The organism is Pseudoalteromonas ulvae UL12, from assembly GCF_014925405.1.
Taxonomy (GTDB): domain Bacteria; phylum Pseudomonadota; class Gammaproteobacteria; order Enterobacterales; family Alteromonadaceae; genus Pseudoalteromonas; species Pseudoalteromonas ulvae.
This window is the reverse complement of the sequence record NZ_AQHJ01000034.1, coordinates 200,434-220,112: the sequence shown is the minus strand read 5'-3', so window position 1 is coordinate 220,112 and position 19,679 is coordinate 200,434. Positions and strand designations below refer to the sequence as shown.

General features: G+C 38.2%; 17 protein-coding genes and 1 pseudogene. 7 read left to right on the top strand and 11 right to left on the bottom strand.

Annotation, left to right across the window (positions count from 1 at the left end; genetic code table 11):
* Positions 1–406 precede the first annotated feature (406 nt).
* Positions 407–796, bottom strand: a complete 390-nt coding sequence (cadR, locus tag PULV_RS17675) for a Cd(II)/Pb(II)-responsive transcriptional regulator (RefSeq protein ID WP_193332384.1) — start codon at positions 794–796, stop codon at positions 407–409.
* Positions 797–874: 78 nt separating this feature from the next.
* On the opposite strand from cadR, the pseudogene PULV_RS17670 reads away from it, so the two are divergent.
* From PULV_RS17670 to PULV_RS17660, 3 genes and pseudogenes are all read left to right on the top strand, one after another.
* Positions 875–1,534, top strand: a pseudogene (locus PULV_RS17670) (cation transporter).
* A gap of 10 nt (positions 1,535–1,544) precedes the next feature.
* The gene (locus tag PULV_RS17665; protein ID WP_186507792.1) at positions 1,545–2,270 is read left to right on the top strand and encodes a transglutaminase-like domain-containing protein; all 726 of its coding nucleotides are present in this window, start codon (positions 1,545–1,547) and stop codon (positions 2,268–2,270) included.
* Entirely contained in the window at positions 2,263–3,174 is a 912-nt protein-coding gene (locus PULV_RS17660) for a cation diffusion facilitator family transporter (RefSeq protein ID WP_193332383.1), read from the top strand. Before PULV_RS17665 ends, PULV_RS17660 begins: the two co-directional genes overlap by 8 nt.
* Before the next feature lie 67 nt (positions 3,175–3,241).
* On the opposite strand, the gene PULV_RS17655 is transcribed toward PULV_RS17660, so the two are convergent.
* The 6 genes from PULV_RS17655 to PULV_RS17630 form a co-directional block, all read right to left on the bottom strand.
* A complete protein-coding gene (locus PULV_RS17655; protein ID WP_193332382.1) occupies positions 3,242–6,370 on the bottom strand; it encodes an efflux RND transporter permease subunit in 3,129 nt (1,042 codons plus the stop codon).
* A gap of 10 nt (positions 6,371–6,380) precedes the next feature.
* Positions 6,381–7,271, bottom strand: a complete 891-nt coding sequence (locus tag PULV_RS17650; protein WP_193332381.1) for an efflux RND transporter periplasmic adaptor subunit — start codon at positions 7,269–7,271, stop codon at positions 6,381–6,383.
* Positions 7,272–7,323: 52 nt separating this feature from the next.
* Positions 7,324–8,616: a TolC family protein gene (locus PULV_RS17645; protein WP_193332380.1), complete on the bottom strand. Its 1,293-nt coding sequence runs from the start codon at positions 8,614–8,616 to the stop codon at positions 7,324–7,326.
* Between the two features lie 74 nt (positions 8,617–8,690).
* Positions 8,691–9,047, bottom strand: coding sequence for a hypothetical protein (locus PULV_RS17640; protein ID WP_193332379.1), 357 nt, complete (start codon positions 9,045–9,047; stop codon positions 8,691–8,693).
* 7 nt (positions 9,048–9,054) lie between these two features.
* Positions 9,055–9,702 carry a class I SAM-dependent methyltransferase gene (locus PULV_RS17635; RefSeq protein WP_138522019.1) on the bottom strand — a complete coding sequence of 216 codons (648 nt, stop codon included), beginning with the start codon at positions 9,700–9,702 and terminating at the stop codon, positions 9,055–9,057.
* 61 nt (positions 9,703–9,763) lie between these two features.
* The gene (locus PULV_RS17630; protein WP_193332378.1) at positions 9,764–10,666 is read right to left on the bottom strand and encodes a cation transporter; all 903 of its coding nucleotides are present in this window, start codon (positions 10,664–10,666) and stop codon (positions 9,764–9,766) included.
* Between the two features lie 178 nt (positions 10,667–10,844).
* Between PULV_RS17630 and PULV_RS17625 the strand changes: the two genes are divergently transcribed.
* The 4 genes from PULV_RS17625 (at position 10,845) to PULV_RS17610 (ending at position 17,048) form a co-directional block, all read left to right on the top strand.
* A complete protein-coding gene (locus tag PULV_RS17625; protein ID WP_193332377.1) occupies positions 10,845–11,198 on the top strand; it encodes a hypothetical protein in 354 nt (117 codons plus the stop codon).
* Between the two features lie 82 nt (positions 11,199–11,280).
* On the top strand, positions 11,281–12,498 hold the full coding sequence (locus tag PULV_RS17620; protein WP_193332376.1) for a TolC family protein: 1,218 nt from the start codon (positions 11,281–11,283) through the stop codon (positions 12,496–12,498).
* Positions 12,499–12,552: 54 nt separating this feature from the next.
* Positions 12,553–13,836 (top strand): efflux RND transporter periplasmic adaptor subunit, encoded by a 1,284-nt coding sequence (locus PULV_RS17615; RefSeq protein ID WP_184424877.1) that lies wholly within the window; start codon positions 12,553–12,555, stop codon positions 13,834–13,836.
* Positions 13,837–13,847: 11 nt separating this feature from the next.
* Complete coding sequence (locus tag PULV_RS17610; RefSeq protein ID WP_193332375.1) at positions 13,848–17,048, top strand: efflux RND transporter permease subunit; 3,201 nt, start codon at positions 13,848–13,850, stop codon at positions 17,046–17,048.
* A gap of 157 nt (positions 17,049–17,205) precedes the next feature.
* On the opposite strand, the gene PULV_RS17605 is transcribed toward PULV_RS17610, so the two are convergent.
* From PULV_RS17605 to PULV_RS17590, 4 genes are all read right to left on the bottom strand, one after another.
* Positions 17,206–17,553, bottom strand: coding sequence for a hypothetical protein (locus tag PULV_RS17605; RefSeq protein ID WP_193332374.1), 348 nt, complete (start codon positions 17,551–17,553; stop codon positions 17,206–17,208).
* A gap of 13 nt (positions 17,554–17,566) precedes the next feature.
* On the bottom strand, positions 17,567–17,884 hold the full coding sequence (locus PULV_RS17600) for a hypothetical protein (protein ID WP_064435648.1): 318 nt from the start codon (positions 17,882–17,884) through the stop codon (positions 17,567–17,569).
* Positions 17,881–18,918: a hypothetical protein gene (locus PULV_RS17595; protein ID WP_193332373.1), complete on the bottom strand. Its 1,038-nt coding sequence runs from the start codon at positions 18,916–18,918 to the stop codon at positions 17,881–17,883. Before PULV_RS17595 ends, PULV_RS17600 begins: the two co-directional genes overlap by 4 nt.
* A gap of 208 nt (positions 18,919–19,126) precedes the next feature.
* Positions 19,127–19,489 carry a hypothetical protein gene (locus PULV_RS17590; RefSeq protein ID WP_193332372.1) on the bottom strand — a complete coding sequence of 121 codons (363 nt, stop codon included), beginning with the start codon at positions 19,487–19,489 and terminating at the stop codon, positions 19,127–19,129.
* Between the last annotated feature and the right edge of the window lie 190 nt (positions 19,490–19,679).

The window sequence follows — 19,679 nt, the reverse complement described above, 5'->3', positions numbered from 1 at the left end:
GAATATTTGATTATCGTCAGTTTTTTCAAAGGGGTACATGTAGCATTCATAATCTCATTTGACGGTTAGTAGTCAAAAGTTATACCAGTGCACATGGTTGATACATCTCTAATTCTGACTCGTTTATCTTGTAAATGCATATACATCCCCTTCAAAGGTATTGATATACAGCGAAGGAGTATGCTCGCTTATTGATAAACAATACGTCCTTAATGACATTAATTTAATGTCTCGTAGACTCAAAATGGTCACGTTAGGTGCTCACGATACTAGCGACAAATCTCTATTGTTAGTTGAGAGAGTTTGCCGGGGAACTCAAATCTGTTCGTGTGGGTAAGAAAATAACTATTAATTAGCCTGTATCAATAATCAAGGTGAGTTAAAAAAGAGTCTTTTATACATCACTTTAGCTATCTAATGACTTAATTATCCCACACCCTTCAATGGTATTATCAGAATTACACGTACTAGCCATTTGTTGTAATTCGTTTTTTAAGGCTTTTAATTCTTTTATGCGTTTATTAACTAAATCTAATTGCTGTTTAATCAGTTCATTTACACTTGAACAACTTTCTTCTGGTTTATTTTTTAGGTCGATAAGACGTTTGATATCAATCAGAGAGATATCGAGACTGCGACAATGTTTTACGAATTCTAATTGCTTCAAAGCGGTAACGTCATACAATCTGAAGTTACCTTCTGTCCGCTCAGGCTCAGAAAGTAAGCCTTCTCTTTCATAGTATCTGATCGTTTGTATAGAACAACCGGATGTTTTCGATAATTCACCTATTTTCATAATATTTTCTTTTAAACTTGACCCTATAGTTACTATAGGTTTTACACTTGAATTATACAAGTAAGGCGGAGTTAAAAAATGAGCGGTTGTGGCTGTGAAGTAGAATTAAAAGATGACCAACAAAAAACAGTGCTTTATTGGCTTTTAGCTATAAATGCCACGATGTTTGTATTTGAAATTGGTTTAGGTTGGTTATCTGAATCAACCGCATTAATTGCTGATTCGTTAGATATGCTAGCTGATGCTATCGTCTATGCCATTGCCTTATATGCCGTGGGGAAGTCAATCCAACATAAAGCTAATGCAGCATTAGTAAGTGGTTATTTCCAATTGGGGTTAGGGGTTCTAATTCTTCTCGATATAGCTAGGCGACTAGTTGGAGAAAGTGAGCCTCATTCTTGGTTTATGATTTGAGTTGGTTCTGTGGCTTTAATCGCTAATGTCATTTGTTTGATGCTTATACGAAAACACAACAATGATGAAGTGCATATGAGGGCTAGCTGGATATTTTCAGCTAATGATGTGATCGCAAACCTTGGTGTCGTACTTGCTGGCATACTTGTCATGGTGCTAGAACAACGCTGGCCTGATATTGTTATTGGTAGCATCATTTCAATGTTAATTCTTCGAGGTGCTTACATGATATTAACGGATGCCAAACAAGAATTAGTATCGGCTCAATATACATCTGAAGTATCAGATAAAAATAAACAATCAACCTGCTGCAATTCAAAGTAAGGAAGCTCTTATGAATCAAGAATATCTTAAAAAAACTGAGATAGTTAATTTTGAACACCCCACTATCCAATCATTAATAACAGAGCGAAAATGGCATGAACTTGATGACTACAACAAGATTGGCACTGCTTATCAGTTTGTAAAAGACGAAATACTATTTGGCTATAACGAAAGCGACGATATTTCCGCAAGTGAAGTTTTATCTGACGGATACGGGCAATGTAACACTAAGGGCAACCTTTTAATGGCCTTATTACGTGGATTAAGAATTCAGTGCCGATTTCACGGGTTTACAATAGATCAGCAATTACAAAAAGGAGCTATTCCTACCTATGTCTTTTGGTTAGCGCCCAAATACATTATTCACAGTTGGGTTGAAGTTTACTTTGAAGGACGTTGGATCAACTTAGAGGGCTTTATTTTAGACAATCAATATCTCACTTCAATACAGCAAAAGTTTAATCAAATAAAAGACAATTTCTGTGGTTATGGTGTTGCAACAAAATGTTTTTCATCACCAGATACAGATTGGCGCGGAACCGACACATATATTCAAAAAGAAGGGATTCACGACGACTTTGGACTTTATAATTCCCCTGATGAGTTTTATCTTGAAAAAGGCACTAATTTGTCTGGAGTCAAACGCTGGATGTATCAAAAAGTGATCCGCCACCTAATAAATTTCAATGTCACTAATCTAAGAAAAAATAAAGCGCTGGAGGTACAAAATGCATAGTCATAGTCATAGTCATAGTCATAGTCATAGTCATCAACATGGAACAGACGACAGGATTGGTTGGGCATTTTTTCTGAATGTTACCTTTACGATCATCGAATTTATTGGTGGTTGGCTCACCAACAGTACCGCTATTATGGCTGATGCGGTGCATGACTTAGGAGATAGTTTATCGATTGGCTTTGCATGGATATTAAGTCGTTTTTCAAACAAAGCAGCACCAGATAAATACAGCTATGGTTATCGCCGACTTACACTATTCGGCGCTTTGGTAAATGGCGTTGTATTAGTAATTGGCTCAATTTGGGTGTTGTTTGAAGCAATTCCAAGGCTAACCAACCCTGAAATGCCTGTAGTTGAAGGAATGTTAGGGCTTGCGATACTCGGTGTTGCCGTAAATGGGTATGCCGTATTCAAATTAAAAGCTGGGGAAACTTTAAATGAAAAAGTACTAACTTGGCACTTACTGGAAGATGTTCTGGGTTGGGTCGCCGTTCTAATTGTTTCAATTGTGTTGTTATTTGTAGAACTGCCAATACTAGACCCACTGCTATCAATTGGCTTTACATTATTTATCTTGTTCAATGTTTTCAGAAATCTAAAATCTACACTTGTCTTGTTTCTTCAAGCCGCACCGGATGAACAAACTCAACAAAGTATCAAACAATCTCTTATTAAATTACCTGAAGTTAATGACGTTCATCATATACACTTTTGGTCATTAGATGGAGAGAGTCATGTATTAACGGCGCACTTGGAGTTAGCTCAAGATTTAGATATAGATAAACTTATCGAGCTTAAACAAGAAATATCGATAGAGCTTTCATCATATAATTTGTCACATACAACAATTGAATTTGAATTCCCTAATGAAAATTGTCGAGATACAATGTCTAAACTTTAAGCTTTCCGTCCTTTAGCCTTAAAAAAGCAGCTTAATTTTAATAGCGAATTAAGCTGCTAGGCTTTACTTATATATCATTTGAAAGTTGCTTACTACTACCTGAGCCATGTACCCATTGGTATAAAACTGGCAATACAAATAAAGTTAAAATGGTCGAAGATATGATGCCTCCGATGACCACGGTAGCAAGTGGACGTTGCACCTCTGCACCAATGCCTGTGTTTAAAGCCATTGGTATAAAACCTAAACTTGCCACTAGGGCTGTCATCAATATTGGTCTAAGACGAACAATAGCTCCCTCTACAATAGCTAAATAAAGATCGCCTTTTTCGTGCCATAAATCGCGAATAAAAGCCAACATAACTAAGCCGTTTAAAACAGCTACTCCTGACAGTGCAATAAAGCCAACACCTGCTGAAATTGAAAGAGGCATATCTCGAAAATAGAGCGAAAATACCCCGCCAGTTAAAGCCAAAGGCACACCACTAAAAATGATCAAGGCATCTTTAATCGAACCAAAAGCAATAACTAAAATACCCAATATAACAACCAATGTAATAGGCACAACCAGACTCAGTCGCTTACTTGCCGACTCAAGTTGCTCAAATGTACCTCCATAATCAAGCCAATAGCCTGCTGGAACTTCACCCTCACTACTTATTTTGGCCTTAACTTCCTTCACAAAACTTCCTAAGTCCCTGCCACGAACATTTACGGTAACTACAACTCTGCGTTTTCCATTTTCTCGGCTAATTTGTGCTGGCAATGACTCCGATTTGAGTAATGCAACTTCTTCAAGAGGTACATAATTACCGTTGCCAAGCGGAAGTGGTAATGACTTCAACCCTTCAATATCCATTCTGATTAGTTCAGGGAGGCGCACCACTAATTCGAATCTGCGATCACCTTCATATATAATTCCGGCTGACTCTCCTCCTATTGCAGCCGCTACCCAATCTTGAAGCTGAGTTACATTTAACCCGTACCTTCCCAAAGATTCTCTTTTAGGAAGAATTGATAACGATGGTATTCCTGTAACTTGCTCCATACGTGCATCGGCAGCTCCATCAACTGTTTTGACAATATTGAGTATATCGTTAGCAGTAAATAACAATTGATCCAAATCATCCCCGAATACCTTTATACCTAGATCTGCTCGAACACCAGAAATCAACTCATTAAAACGCATCTGGATTGGTTGAGTAAATTCATAATTATTTCCGGGAATACTTTTTAATGCCTCTTCCATTTCTTCAACAAGTTCACTCTTCGCCTTTGTTGGTTCGCTCCACTCACTTCGAGGTTTTAAGATGACAAAAATATCAGCAATGCTCGGTGGCATTGGATCTGTCGCCACTTCAGGCGTCCCTATTCTAGAAAAGACTTTATCAACTTCAGTAAAAGCTTTTATTCTCTGTTCTAATACTTCCTGCATTTCAACAGACTGATCTAGACTGGTTGATGGTATTCTTAAAGCCTGCACGGTTATATCGCCTTCATTTAACTGCGGGACAAACTCTGTACCCAGCGTTGTCGCTATCCACAGGCTATACCCCATTAAAGCAATTGATATTGATACAATGACCCAGCGAAATTTTAATGCCAGAATTAATAGTGGCTTGTACACAGATTTTGTTGAACTGATCACAACACTTTCTTTTTCACTAATCTTACCTTTCATAAACACTGCGACGGCAGCAGGCACGATAGTAACTGACAAGATCATTGCAGAAATTAAAGCCATGACTACTGTTGCTGCCATTGGGTGGAACATCTTGCCTTCTACACCTGTGAGCGTGAAAATCGGTATATAAACTACTGTGATAATGGCAACACCAAATAAGCTGGGTCGTATAACTTCAGAGGTCGCTTCGAAAACGGTATTGAGTCGTTCTCTTAAATCTTGCCTATGCCCATTGTGTTGAGCTTCAGCAAGACGACGAACTGAGTTTTCGACGATAATGACGGCACCATCGACGATTAAGCCAAAATCCAATGCGCCTAAACTCATCAAATTTGCAGAGACGCCTGTTTTTACCATACCTGTTATTGTCATCAACATTGATAAAGGTATTACCGCCGCAGTAATTAGGGCAGCACGTAAATTCCCCAATAATAGAAATAGAACTACAACGACTAAAAGTGCCCCTTCAACAAGGTTTTTTGTCACTGTTGCAATTGCCTTATCAACGAGCGTTGTACGATTATAAACAGGCTCTGCTATTACACCTTTAGGAAGAGATGTTTGAATTTGTTTAAGCTTATTTTCAACTTCCAATGCAACTGTGCGAGAATTTTCGCCAATCAACATCATAGTGGTGCCCAAAACGGTTTCAATGCCGTTTTGAGTTGCGGCCCCAGTTCTAAGCTCTTTACCAATGGCGACACTGGCAACATCACTAATTTTTACAGGAATGCCATTATCTTTTTTAACAACAACATTGAGAATTTCATCAATTTTAGCAAGTTGACCTACAGAACGAACAAGCACTTGTTCCCCATTTTGCTCTATATAACCCGCTCCACGGTTATCGTTACTATTTCGCAACGCGTTAGACAAGTCTTCAAAGCTTATTTGATGATACAACAACTTCTCAGGGCTTGGAGTGATATGATATTGCTTGTTATATCCTCCAATACTATTGACTTCAATGACCCCTTTAACTTGGGCCAATTGAGGCTTTATGATCCAGTCTTGTATTTCTCTTAATGCTATGGCCGTATATTCTTTACCATTAGGCATTCTTGCATCAGGTGAAGCTTGCACGGTATACATAAAAATTTCGCCAAGCCCTGTCGAAATCGGCCCCATTTCAGGTTCCAATCCATTAGGAAGAACACTTTTAATCGCCCCTAATCTGGCATTGATTAAATTTCTTGCGAAGTAAATGTCTGTCCCTTCCTCAAAGATGACAGTTACTTGAGACAAGCCATATCTTGACAGAGATCGAGTGTGAGATAGCTTTGGCAACCCAGCCAATGCTGTTTCTATCGGAAACGTTATCCGTTGTTCAGCCTCTAAAGGGGAATAACCGGGGGCAGACGTGTTAATTTGTACTTGCACGTTAGTAATGTCAGGAACTGCATCAATAGGGAGTTTTTGATAGCTCCATAAGCCAACACTAACAATGACAAACAGCATACTTAATATTAGATAGCGCCTATTTATAGCTAGACGCAGAATTGATTCAATCATCTTACGTCTCCTAATCGTCGTCTTCTACTTCAGATTTTAAAATATCCGCTTTAATCAAAAAGCTATTTTTACTTACATACTCAGAACCTTGTACAAGTCCATCGATAACTTCTATGTGATTTTTGTCTGAACGGCCCAATATTAACGGTGTAAATTCGTATTCTTCACCTTCTTTAACGAATACACCTAGCTGCCCACCTAGTTCTTGTAATGCAAGCTTTTCGATTGCTAAGTCAACGTCGAATTGATTTGTCGTAATATATCCTTTTAACAGTTGGCCTGAAGAAAGGTTATATTTTGTATTATCTAAAAGTGCTCGAACAAAGACGAATGGCTGATCTTTAGTTGGAATAATATTGGTTACTGTTGAGGTGATTACCTCCCCATTAAATTCAATTTCGATTTCTTGACCGACCTCAACTTTAATAAAATGAGTAGCAAAAACTCTAAATTCCGCCCACAGCGTATCGACATTGGCTATTTCAAATAAAATTCGTTGTTGTGTTGTTGCTCCAACATTCCCATTTCTTTGTATAACTAAACCTGATACCGGAGACCTTACCTCGTAGGTATTTAAACTTTCATTCGATTCAATAACAGCTAGAAGATCTCCTTTTTTTACCTTATCTCCAATAGTGTAATTAATCGTCTTTATAACGCCATTGTATCTAGCGTTTATCTGAAACAGTTGCTCTACCCCTATGGTTGTCTTACCATAAACAGAAATTTCTTGATTAAGTCTTCTAGGTGATAACCTAGTTGTTTCTATGCCTACTTTTTCCGACATCTCGTTTTTTATTTTACTTATACTCTCTTCGGAGTCCTCATCACTTGCCCAAACCAATTGAGACAGCGACGAAATCCCTACAAAAATAAATAATGCAATTAAATAGTTTTTCATTTTTTTTCCTAAGTAATTCGATTATCGGTCGAATTAAAAATCAATTTTTAAATTAAAGTGATAACGCTTCATTCGTTAATTTTTCAATCTCGGCCCCGTAAAACAAAGCAGCAGAAGCAGCATCAATCAGCGTGCGACGAGCGTTTAGTAGTTCTTGTCTAGCTGATACATAGTCAAGATAGCCATTACGACCTTTTTGATAAGCAATTTGGGTATCATCTAGTGCCTGATCTAACATTGGAATTACCGACTGTCTTAGTGCATTTGTCGTCAAAATAGCTTGCTGCCTATTCGAGTATGCTCGCAGCAAATGATTTCTAAGCTTTAATTTCGTTACATCTTTTTCAATGGCAACTTGATCACGCTCAGCTAAGGCACTCGCGATTGCTCCTGAGTTTCGCTTGTCAGCAAATAACGGTAGGCTAAAGCCTGCGACTAAGGCAGTATCATTACTTTCTTGAGAGCGTCTAACCCCTACAGACCACTGAATATTGGCAGTTGACTCAGTTCTGGCTAAACGCAACTCAGCTTCCTTAAGTCGCTCCTCATTGGCGTAAATTTGAATGGCAGGATTTGTTTCTAACTTTGCAAAAAGCGTCTCAAAATCACTATCATTTCCAAATTGAAATAAATCACCTGTTACCTTCGAGAAGTTCAGCGTTGATTCTCCCCAAAAAGCGGCTAAAGACAGCCTTAAATATTCTAGGCGTTTCTTTTCTGATTGAGAGGTTAGCTTAGCTTGGGCAATCGCTGCCCTCGCTCGCTTTACCTCAGCATTAGGGGTTGCTCCTGCACGATTACGTTCATCAACAACATTGAATGCTTCTTGAGCTAGGCTTAACGCATTATCGGCTAATAAGACTCTTTCTTGTGAGGCGAGCACTTCGATAAATTGTTGAGTAACTTGAGCTATCAAATTTAACGCCTCAACTTCCGTTTTAGCATTCAACAGCTTTTTAGAATTAGAAATAAGTCCAATTCTTGCAGAACGCTTATCTCCCATTTCAATCACGGAAGAAAGAGCAATCGTTAATTCAGCACTATCAAATTTATTGAAATCACCTGAACCTACAAAGTTCTCAGCTTCTACTTCAAGCTCAAATGCCGGATTTAAGCTTGCTGTTTGTTCTTGTCCAATTAAAGCTTGTTGCTTGAAATCAAATATTTTTAACTCTGGATTTTGCTTGAGTGTCCAACGTATTGCCTCTTGTAGATTAAGCTCCTTTTCAAAAGCGTTAACATTAAATGTTAAAAGCGAAATCATTAAGCACGCAAAATATTTATACCGAGGTGTTATACACCTCACCTTAGCTACCTTTCGGTGCGGTGATACATTAAGTCTCATGTATACTTTCCTATTAATTTTATTCTATAAAACTGTGGGAGTAGAAGATGGCTCTACCTAATTCTTGGGGGAATCTAAGCTAGTTTTGGTGGTCGAAATGGCAAGGATATATAACCTTTTTGCTCGCTAGAAACTATGGTCTCAGCAAAAGGAAAATCAATCACTTGGTTAGGCTCGGAAGGCACATCTGTATATATGAATAATTGGCAACAACAAAAATTGCACTCATCTACTAACGAGCTGCTATTCTGGAGCTGAGTAAGCTCAGTAGCTTCTGTTGATTGCTCTAAAACATAAGAAGAATTTATTGGCGAAAAAAAAGAAAGATCATCAAAATCATTCGGCGAACAAATCACAGAATGTGCTGCAATTAATAACAGCATCACATATGTTAAATATGTTGTGTAACTAGGTAAGCGTAGAAAGGTCATTTCAGGTCTAACATGCTTTAATCAATCTAACTGTCCCTAATACAGTAGGGATAGCATCTTGTTCATAAACGTTGACAAACCCCGCTTCTACTATCAATGACGGGAGGTATCCATCAACATTATCTTTTGTCGTTTTAAAACCATCTAAACATTGAACTATTAAGAATAATGCTCGTTGTAAAATGGAGGTCGGCTTGCCCCAATCAGCAATGTACAATACCCCGCTCGGTTTGAGCGCTCTACGAATTTCTTTTAGTGTTGCTATTTTATCTAAACGAGTAAGGTGGTGAAAAAACAAACTCGAAACAGCTATATCATAAGAGTTTTCACCAAAAGGCATATCTTGACCAAAACCTTGTATCAGCGAAATATTAAGTACTTTCTCACTGAGTTTTTTTCGAAGAATATCTAATGCTGTTTGGTCAGCATCCAAGCCTGTCACCTTAAAATGAGGAAAATTTTCAGCAATTGTTTTCGTTAATGTTCCTGTACCACAGCCCACATCTAGCAGTTCATTTCCTTTGGTTTGAGCTATTTTCTTCACAATTAAACTTTTAAAAAATTTTTCTCGTGTAGTAATTGCAACGATTCTGTCATAGTAACGAGTCAACCAGTGAAAACGTAACGGAGGTATATAAGGTGTATTTTTTTTCATTGTAAATTTCCCTGTCTTGATACTGAATACGTTGCTTTCAAACAGTCATGAATAATGGCTATTAGTACTTTAACTGTAGAATTCGGCGTGCGCCGTTCAATACAACAAGGGAAATTATTAACCCGATAACTAAGTCTGGATAACGGCTATCTGTCAGCGTCACGAGAAGGCCAGCTAAGATAACACCAACATTTGCAATAACGTCGTTGGCTGAAAATATCCAACTCGCTTTCATATGAGCACCATCTTCTTTATTTCTATAAATTAAAAACAAACAAGCTACGTTAGCAATTAGTGCAACCCCACCAAATATCACCATCAACGATGAAATCGGTTCACTCCCATAAATAAAACGTCGAATTACCTCACTTAAAGCTCCAAGCGCTAAAATAACCTGCAATAATCCAGATATATGTGCTGCCCTTAATTTCAGGCTAACTGTCTTACCAACAGCATATATAGCTAGTCCATACACAGCAGCATCCGCAAACATATCCAAAGAATCCGCAATGAGTCCGGCAGATTGAGCAATAACTCCGGCGACCACTTCAACAAAAAACATAACTCCGTTAATCAATAACAGCCATCTAAGTGCTGACATTTCACTTGCTTTGTTTGATTGATCTAACTTTCTCGCTCTTGCAGCTTCTTTACTGCAACTTTCACTTGTTGATTCTAGTGAAGCACCTAAATTGAGAGATTGCAGTTTGTTAGTAATCTCATCCAAATTGTCATCATGGAAAACTTTAACTAACCGACTGGGGATATCAAACTGCAACCCAATAGTTGTGCTAATTCCTTCTATAGCCAGTCGAATTAAACGCTCCTCAGAAGGACAATCCATTTGGGAAACCTTAAAAGTACTGACAAACTTTCCGCCAAAATCATCTGAATCGATGTGGTTATTATTCAGGTCATTGCTAGCTGGAGAGGACTGACATTGCCCAGAGCATTTTTCTGACATAAAATCTTTCCATTAAATATTTTGCACTAGTGTAAACTCTATACCAACTATAGAGTCAAGAATCTTTATCTAACAATAGATTTATAAAAAGTAATTGTTTGAACTTGACTGAAATCACTAGCTCCACAGAAAACTATATGCTAACGTTTATATGTTATATTCCCATTAGGTAGTCACTTTGAACTTGGCTGTTGCGCTTAAATTACTGTTAATAGTTTCGATTGTGTTGCAATCGATAACTGCTGTCGCGTCTGCAACTTCACAAAGCCACCAAATAGATATTGAACACATACAAACCCAACATGATCACCAAAGTGATTTTAAAATTTTTGACGACAATTCAGATGAAAAAGCAGGCCACGACATCAAAGATTGTCATCATTGTGGTCATTGTAGCGGCAGCCACTTATCTTGGATATTAATTAGCAATTCAAATAGTGCAACAAAGTTATATAACAACAACCTAATACCTTATCAATTCGATCAAACAAAAGAATTTTTAGACGCTATATTACGCCCTCCTATTTCTTAAATTTCTAAATTTATATCCGTCCATTTATCGATTAAAAATCGGTAAATGAGAGATGATTAATACTTAAAATTTAAGAAGTCTTATGTATAAATATATAAAAAATACAGGCACTTGCCTGTCATTCTGCCTGCTTGTAAGTATTTCATATGCCGCTTACAGCAAGCAAAAAAGTGAGTCGTGGTTAGACACACAAATAAATAAAGATCCCGAAATAATTGAAGCAAGAGAGTTGTTAATCGCAAGCAATCATCATGCAAAAAGCTTAACTCAGGCAATATATAACCCTGAGCTTGACGCAAGTTTTGAGAAAGAAGGTGATTTTAATAACTATTCAATCGGTTTGAGTCAGACCATTGATTTTTGGGATAAACGCTCTGCCAATACGTCAATTGGCGAGATAACTCTTTATGCCAGCCAGCAGCACTTATTGAATTTAATCGATTCAAAAAAGGCCGATGCGTTAATTGCTTTGACAAATTGGCAATCAGCGAAAGATACTGCACAGCTATCTACGGAGAGAGAAAGTCAACTGCAAACCTTACTTAGTATTGTGGAAGACAAACAAAAGGCGGGAATACTTGAGCCTCTAGATGCTGAGCTGGTTTACTTAAACTTGTCTCAAGTTTTTAGTGAAATAGCTGAATATCAAATAGAGCTAAAAAATGCTGAGGTTAAAGTTAAAGAGCTGCTGCCTGATTGGACACCAGAGTTAGCCAGTAAAATCTCTATTGATTTCGATGTTGAAAACTATTCATACAAAGCTGAATGGATTGAACAACACCCCCAAGTACAATTGGCTAAAGCAAAATGGAAAGAGCAACAAGCTAAAGCACAACTAACAACCATAGAGAATAAAGCTAATCCCACCATAGGGATTAGCGCAGGAAAAAATAGTGACGATAATATCGTTGGCTTAACATTCTCTATGCCTTTGAATATCAGAAATAACTATTCCGATGCTACTAAAGCGGCATATTCAGAAGCCGTTGCTGCGGAAGCTTATTTCCAATCCATTTATCGAAAACGCTCTTTTGAAGCTCAGGCCAACTATGAATCCCTCATGATCAGTAAAAAATACTATCAGCGATGGCAAAACCTTATGCAAAACCGAATTGATAATAGCGCGAGGTTGCTAAACGCTCGTTGGGAGGCTGGAGACATCAATACTTCAGACTATCTAATAGCGTTGAGCCAAAGAGCTAATGGATTGCACTCAGGCATTCAACTAGAAAAACAATTTAGACTCTCTGAAATAGCCTTCATTTGGAGCATGGGTCAATTATCTAAGTTCAAGATTTAATTAGTTAAAACGGCAATTAGAAATCTTAAACTTTAAAAGAATATAGGTAAAAAAATGAATACATTATTTAGCAAAAAAATATTAGCAATACTAATTAGTGGACTTTTTTTAGGTGGGACATTAAGCGGTGAAGTGTATGCTCTACAAGTAAATACAATTGACCCTGTAACAGCAAAACCCAAAGAACATAAACACTCGGAAAGTGAAGAAAATCATGTAGAAGAAGGCCATCAGGAAAATGAAGGCAACCATTCTGAAAAAGACACAGAACATGACGAACATGGTCACGACCAAGAGAGCAAAAATAAAGAAACTGAAGAGGAACATGAAGAAGGTATTACTCTAAGCCCTCAAAAAATGTCACTAGCCAATATTAAAGTTCAAAGCATAAGACCTGATTATCAATTCAGTACAATCTATGCGCCCGGAGAGGTCAAAGTAGATGGTTATAGCAGCTATGTCGTTTCTCCCCGTACCGAGTCAGTGATAATAAGCAGACATACTGCACTCGGTGAACACGTAGAAAAAGGACAAAAGCTGGTCACCCTATTTAGTGAAGCAATGGCTCAAGCTCAAGCTGACTACTTGATTGCGTCAACTGAATGGCAGCGAGTAAAGAAATTAGGCAACAAAACAGTAAGTGAAAGTCGTTTACTTCAGGCTCAAACCACATTTAACGCCACATACGGAAAACTTATCGCACTAGGGTTAACTGAAAAAGCGATAAAAGACATATCAAATAAAGACATAACTTCGTTTGGCCAATATTCGCTAGTAGCTCAGCGAGAAGGAGTAGTTTTACAAGATGACTTCACCCAAGGCCAACGAGTCGATGCGGGTGATACTATCATGCTTTTGGCAGATGAAAATAAGCTGTGGGTGGAAGCTAAAGTATCACCCAACAAAAAGCTCAATCTATCAATCAACTCTCCGGCAATAGTTAAATTAGAAGGAGAGGATTATAAGGCAAAAGTTATTCAGGAAGCCCACACGATTGATCCCATCACTAGAACTCGAATCATTCGCCTAAGTGTTAATAATGCAGATGACAATCTCCATTCAGGCATGTTTGTTAAAGTATATTTTCAATTTGCCACTGAACAAAAAGTTATGGCCGTTCCAGAAGAAGCGCTAATTAGAAGTGCGGACGGAGATTGGACCGTATTTGTTGAGGATCATCCCGGTGAATTCAAAGCGACAGAGGTTGAGTTAGGTCGTTCTCTAGGTAATTTCAGAGAAATATTTGGTTTAGAAAGTGGTACTCGTGTGGTCACTCAAGGAGCGTTTTTTGTTGCTTCTGAAATAGCTAAAGGCGGATTTGATCCGCATAACCATTAAGGAGAGCCGCTATGTTTAATAAAATTATAGATTGGTCTGTAAACAACCGACTCCTTATTTTGATTGCCTTATTTGCCACTATTGTTGGCGCAATAATGGTGATCCCAAAACTGAACTTGGATGCTTTCCCTGATGTGACTAATGTTCAAGTCGCGGTTAATACAGAAGCGCCGGGGCTTGCCGCAGAAGAAGTAGAACAACTCATCACTTATCCGATTGAAGCGGTCATGTATGCGTTACCTGATGTTGAACAAGTACGTTCAATTTCCAAAACGGGGCTGTCTGGCGTTACTGTCGTTTTTAAAGAAGGGACTGATATCTATTTTGCACGGCAGCTCGTCTTTGAACGGCTTCAAGCTGCAAAAGAGTTGATACCTGACGGTGTAGGTACGCCTGAAATGGGACCAAATACGTCAGGGTTAGGTCAAGTATTTCAATACTTGCTCGTGTCAGATAAAGACGCAGGATATGACTCAATGGCGCTCAGAAGCCTCAATGATTGGATAATCAAATTGCTAATTATGCCAGTTGATGGTGTCACAGATGTCTTATCTTTCGGAGGTAATGTTAGGCAATATCAAGTGAACATAGCTCCCTCTAAGCTCCTTGCATATGGATTGTCGCAAGAAGATATCGTTAATGCACTTGATAGTAACAATGCCAACGTTGGCGGTTGGTATATGAACCGAGGACAAGAGCAGCTTGTTATTCGAGGAACGGGTTGGTTCGAAAGTGGTGAAGCAGGCATTAGCAACATTAAGCAAGTACCTGTAAAAACCGTAGATGGTACTGTTGTGACGGTTTCTGATGTCGCCAAAGTTGAACTAGGTAGTGAAATTCGACAAGGTGCGGTCACTATGACCCGTAAAACGTCCGAAGGAAAAGTTGAAAACCTAGGTGAAGTTGTATCAGGCATTGTACTCAAGCGTATGGGTTCCAATACAAAAGCAACCATTGATGGTATTAATGCACGAATTCCACTAATCAATCAGGCATTACCTAAAGGTGTTCGATTCGAACCCTTCTATGATCAAGCTGATTTAATCGAACAAGCTGTCAGTACTGTAGTCAATGCACTAGCACTTGCCTTTATCTTTATTTGTATCGTGCTTGCCCTGTTCTTAATGAATTTAAGAGCAACGTTTCTTGTTCTTATTTCCATTCCAATATCGGTAGGTATTGCATTAATGATCATGGCTTGGTGGGGAATTTCTGCCAATCTTATGTCACTAGGTGGCATTGCCGTAGCTATTGGTATGCTTGTGGACGGCTCAGTGGTCATGGTTGAAAATATGTTTAAACATTTAAACCACCCTGATTCAACACACCAACAAAGTGTAGAAGCTCGTGTTCCTTGTGATGATACTGACCCTTTCGCAGTAGAAAAAGATGATCATGGTATCGAGTTGCGGCTAAAAGAAGCAGGCAAAGAAGTGGCTCGCCCAGTATTTTTTGCTGCTTCTGTCATTTTAGTCGTGTTCTTGCCTTTGTTTAGCTTTGAAGGTGTCGAAGCAAAATTATTCCAGCCAATGGCAATTAGTATTATTCTAGCCATCATTTCAGCTATTGTTGTTGCCTTGTTTGTCGTACCAGCACTTGCCACTTTCATGTTCAAAAAAGGCATAAAAGAAAGAGAAAGCTTTGTCGTTAAACCTTTAGATAAGCTATATAAAAAGGGGCTTAAGTTTGCACTTAAACGTACCAAGTTAATTGTTGTTACCTCGCTAATTATGGTTGTTTCGGCTTTTTCAATTATACCTTACATAGGTACTGAATTCGTTCCAGAGCTAGAAGAAGGAACAATTAACTTAAGAGCAACTCTTGCTCCTTCTTCTAGTTTAGATACTGCATTGATGGTTTCACCTATATTAGAAGAAAAGTTGATGGCATTTCCTGAAGTTACTTATGCGCTAAGCCGTATCGGGCGACCTGATATTGGCGGCGATCCTGAACCAGTTAATAACATCGAGATTTATATCGGACTTAAACCTGTATCCGAGTGGACCAGTGCTTCAAACCGTTATGAACTGCAAAACAAAATGGAACAATCGCTTGAAGAGTTTCCGGGACTTTTACTGAACTTTTCTCAACCAATTGCCACCCGTGTAGATGAGTTACTATCTGGTGTAAAAGCACAACTAGCGATAAAGCTGTTTGGGCCAGACCTCAATCAATTGGCAGTTAAAGGGCAAGAAATAGAATCGGCAATTAAAGAAGTTGAAGGCGCTAGAGATGTTGCGCTTGAACAAATAGCTGGTGAAGCTCAATTAGTTGTAAAGCCAAACAGACAAGAGCTTTCACGTTTTGGCCTATCGGTCGGTGATATAATGGAAGTGATACGAGATGGTATAGGTGGAGTTGAAGCAGGACAAATCATCAACGGGAATGAGCGTTATGATATATATGTGCGTTTAGAAAAAGAATATCGTAGTAATAAAGAAGCTATTTCTGATATTCGCATTCAGTCACCTACAGGTTCTTGGGTTCGTCTTGGTGATGTTGCAACAATCTCTTTTGAGTCAGGCCCTCCGCAAGTGAGAAGAGATGATGTGCAACGACGTGTTGTTATCCAAGCCAACGTGCAAAATAGAGATATGGGCAGTGTTGTTGCCGATATCAGACAGGTAATCGCCGAGAAAGTCGATTTACCTGCTGGCTACTCTGTTGCCATTGGTGGTCAATTTGAAAGTCAACAACGAGCACAACAACGGTTAGCTATAGTGGTTCCTTTATCTTTGGCGCTAATTGCTCTTTTGCTTTACTTCGCATTTGGCTCAGTTGGTCAAGCCATGTTGATTTTAGTTAATGTCCCATTAGCTGTTATCGGCGGTGTTTTCTCCTTATATTTCTCTGGGCAATACTTGTCCGTGCCAAGCTCCGTTGGCTTCATTACACTATTTGGTGTTGCAGTGTTAAATGGTGTGGTTATGGTTGAAAGTATAAACCAGCGAATTAGAGATGGCTTAGAAGTCACTGATGCTGTTTTTGAAGGAGCAACTTCTCGTTTGAGACCTGTTCTTATGACAGCAATAACATCTGCATTAGGTTTAATACCGATGTTAATGTCAAATGGTGTAGGAGCTGAAATACAACGACCACTGGCAAGTGTTATAGTTGGTGGTTTGATAACAGCAACATTACTCACATTGTTTGTTTTGCCTGTTTTATATCGCTGGTTCTCTAAAAAGAAAATTGAGGAGTTATCCCGCTAATTCAATTTTCATCAATTGTGAAGCTTCCGAATCAAGGAATATGAATTGGAAGCTTCGCTTTATTGCTATCACTAAAAAGCTAGCTATTACGTAAAATTACTAATCTGATCGAATATTGAATTTGTTGAAGTCATTCTAGACTCCTTATTTTCGTTATTTAATGACTTTTATGTTGAGACTTAAGTTGCTCTCTCATTTCTAAAACTCGATTTACTGAATAAGCACCTGCTCTCATCACAACCAGTTCAACAAACAAAATATCAATTAATTTATGGTCAGCATCAATCACATAATAACTCCCACTATGTGTGGTTATTTCTAACTTGTCCTCAACAGCAAATTTGCTAACAATCTTTGAAGTCACTATTTGTTCAAATGGCCGAAATCTAAATGTTTCATCGTCAATAACCACCCCTGATAAAAACTCGCCAATAAATGATTTTTCAAATTCTTTATAGTCATAGACTGAGACTATGTAGGCATCCTTTAAAAATGTTTTATCCATGTGTTACTCCCTACTAATAGCTAGCAGGGAGCATATCTCGCAACTCTAATAACTCATTTGGAGAATACATACACTCATGCATTAAATTGAACTCAAATACATTTACATCAAACTCTTTTGGTTCAGCATCTAAGGTATAAAAGTCAGCACCAAAAGTTCGGAACTCAAGGCCATTGATTTCGATAACTTTTGTTGTGAACAAAACTTCTCCCTTTTTACCGCAATCACTATCTTCAGCAAATGTGGCGTAAAGCACCTGTTCAACTTTTTCCTCTGTATCAGATTGAATTGAGATAAGTGTGGCGTTAGTCAGTTTGATTTTTGGTCTCATGCTTTTGCTTCCTTGTTATCCTCAATGCTAAACGGGCGAAAAAAACTTAGATATTTAACCCCATCGACTTCTAGTAAATTCTTGTCAGCATCAAAATGTGACAGAACACTAGATTGATACAACGAAATGTATTTTTCATAATCTATGGTGTTAAAAAAATTGGTATCAACGCGACGGGCATAGAAAATTAAGCTCTGCTGGTCTATACGAATAGTAAACTTTTGATCTCCATCTACGTTTTTGACCTGTAGACATAAATCGGGTTTGTGCCAATCAGATACATAGGAAGGAACCAGTGGGAAGCCATAAACCAAATAACGCATGCCCTCGATTTTGAAGGTTGTTGGACTGAACTGAGTCTTGCTTACTTTGCAGCTGTTGAATAGTTCGAGTGTCAACATCAGCCAATGTTCATGTTTCGAAAAGCTATTTCCGTCGGATATACAGCCTTCGAATTCACCATCATGGTTTACATGATTGATGTACATGTATTTTTTAATGTTATCCAAGGAAAGCTTTTCAAACGGAAACTTTGAAGCGATGAGCCTGAAATAACAACCATGAACTTTTAAATCTGCATATTGAACTATCAACGGATCATCAAAGGCATCAAAGTATGGTCGCCACTCTAAGCGGAAGTCAGCTCCTGTATTTACAATAAACTTGGAATCTTCAGGTAACCCTAATACTTGGTATATCACTGAAACTAACTCTAAAGTTTCGATATCTACCAGCATCAAGCTTTCAATTTCAGATGCCATTGAGGTGATTTCCTGATGAAGTGATTCAATGATTTTCGAATCATCGTATTCATTGATCATCAAGTATTTAAATGATTCGTGTTCTAGAATTGAATTAAGATTGTGGGTATCAAAAGCTTCATGCAGACGCTCATGCGCTTGTGTAAAGTGAGCACAGCTATAGACACCTCTACTCCAAAGTCCTTGTGCATATAAATCTGGTAACTCAAAAAGTAATGCGAAGTCTTTAGCTTGTTTATTTAACTTATTTTTTAATTGATATAGCGAGATCATTTAGTTCTCCAAACAATACTGCAAAAGAACAATGGCCTACAAACACATTGTTTATTTGACTATTTGAATCACTAATTTTTACGGATGCTCCGCTTCACTGTTCACGTTTTTCAAGTGGAAAAACATGCGTAGGCGTAGGCTGTCCGTTCAGCCTTCATCATATAATATCGCCAAAAAACAAAATGACAACTTACGTATTTGTACAATCTTAGGTAGATATTTTGAGTTTGAACTGCTCAAAGCTAAGCCCAAATAGGGATATAACCATTTCCTCATCTATATTGGAGCCGGGAAATTTTTTTTCAAAATTTCCGATGATGCTATCTAGGTGGCTAGCCAATATTTTTACTAAAAATATTTCCGAGTTTGGTGATAGAGCAGATAGTGCTATCAATGAGTTGTCAAAGGATTCAGCTTTTATTTTTACTAGTAAATCGCTGTAACTGTCACAGCCATACAGACAAATAGCAACCCCTTCTTGGGCTTGTCCAAGGGGAATTGATAACTTTTTTGACAACCTCTTTGCCTGACGCTTTATATTACTTATAAGCGCTTCTGATTCAAAAGACATACGCACACCAAAACATAACAACTAAGGTCCACAGCACCTAAGTCATTACATCTTCAATGTATGATTAATCTTTTAAACCCAGAGTAAATCCATTTCGTCCGCAAGTGTGGAAACTGGCTTCTCTGAAAAGCCACTACAATAAGCAGTGGCTATTGTCGCAATATTATAAGTAAATGTGAATTGTAGTTTG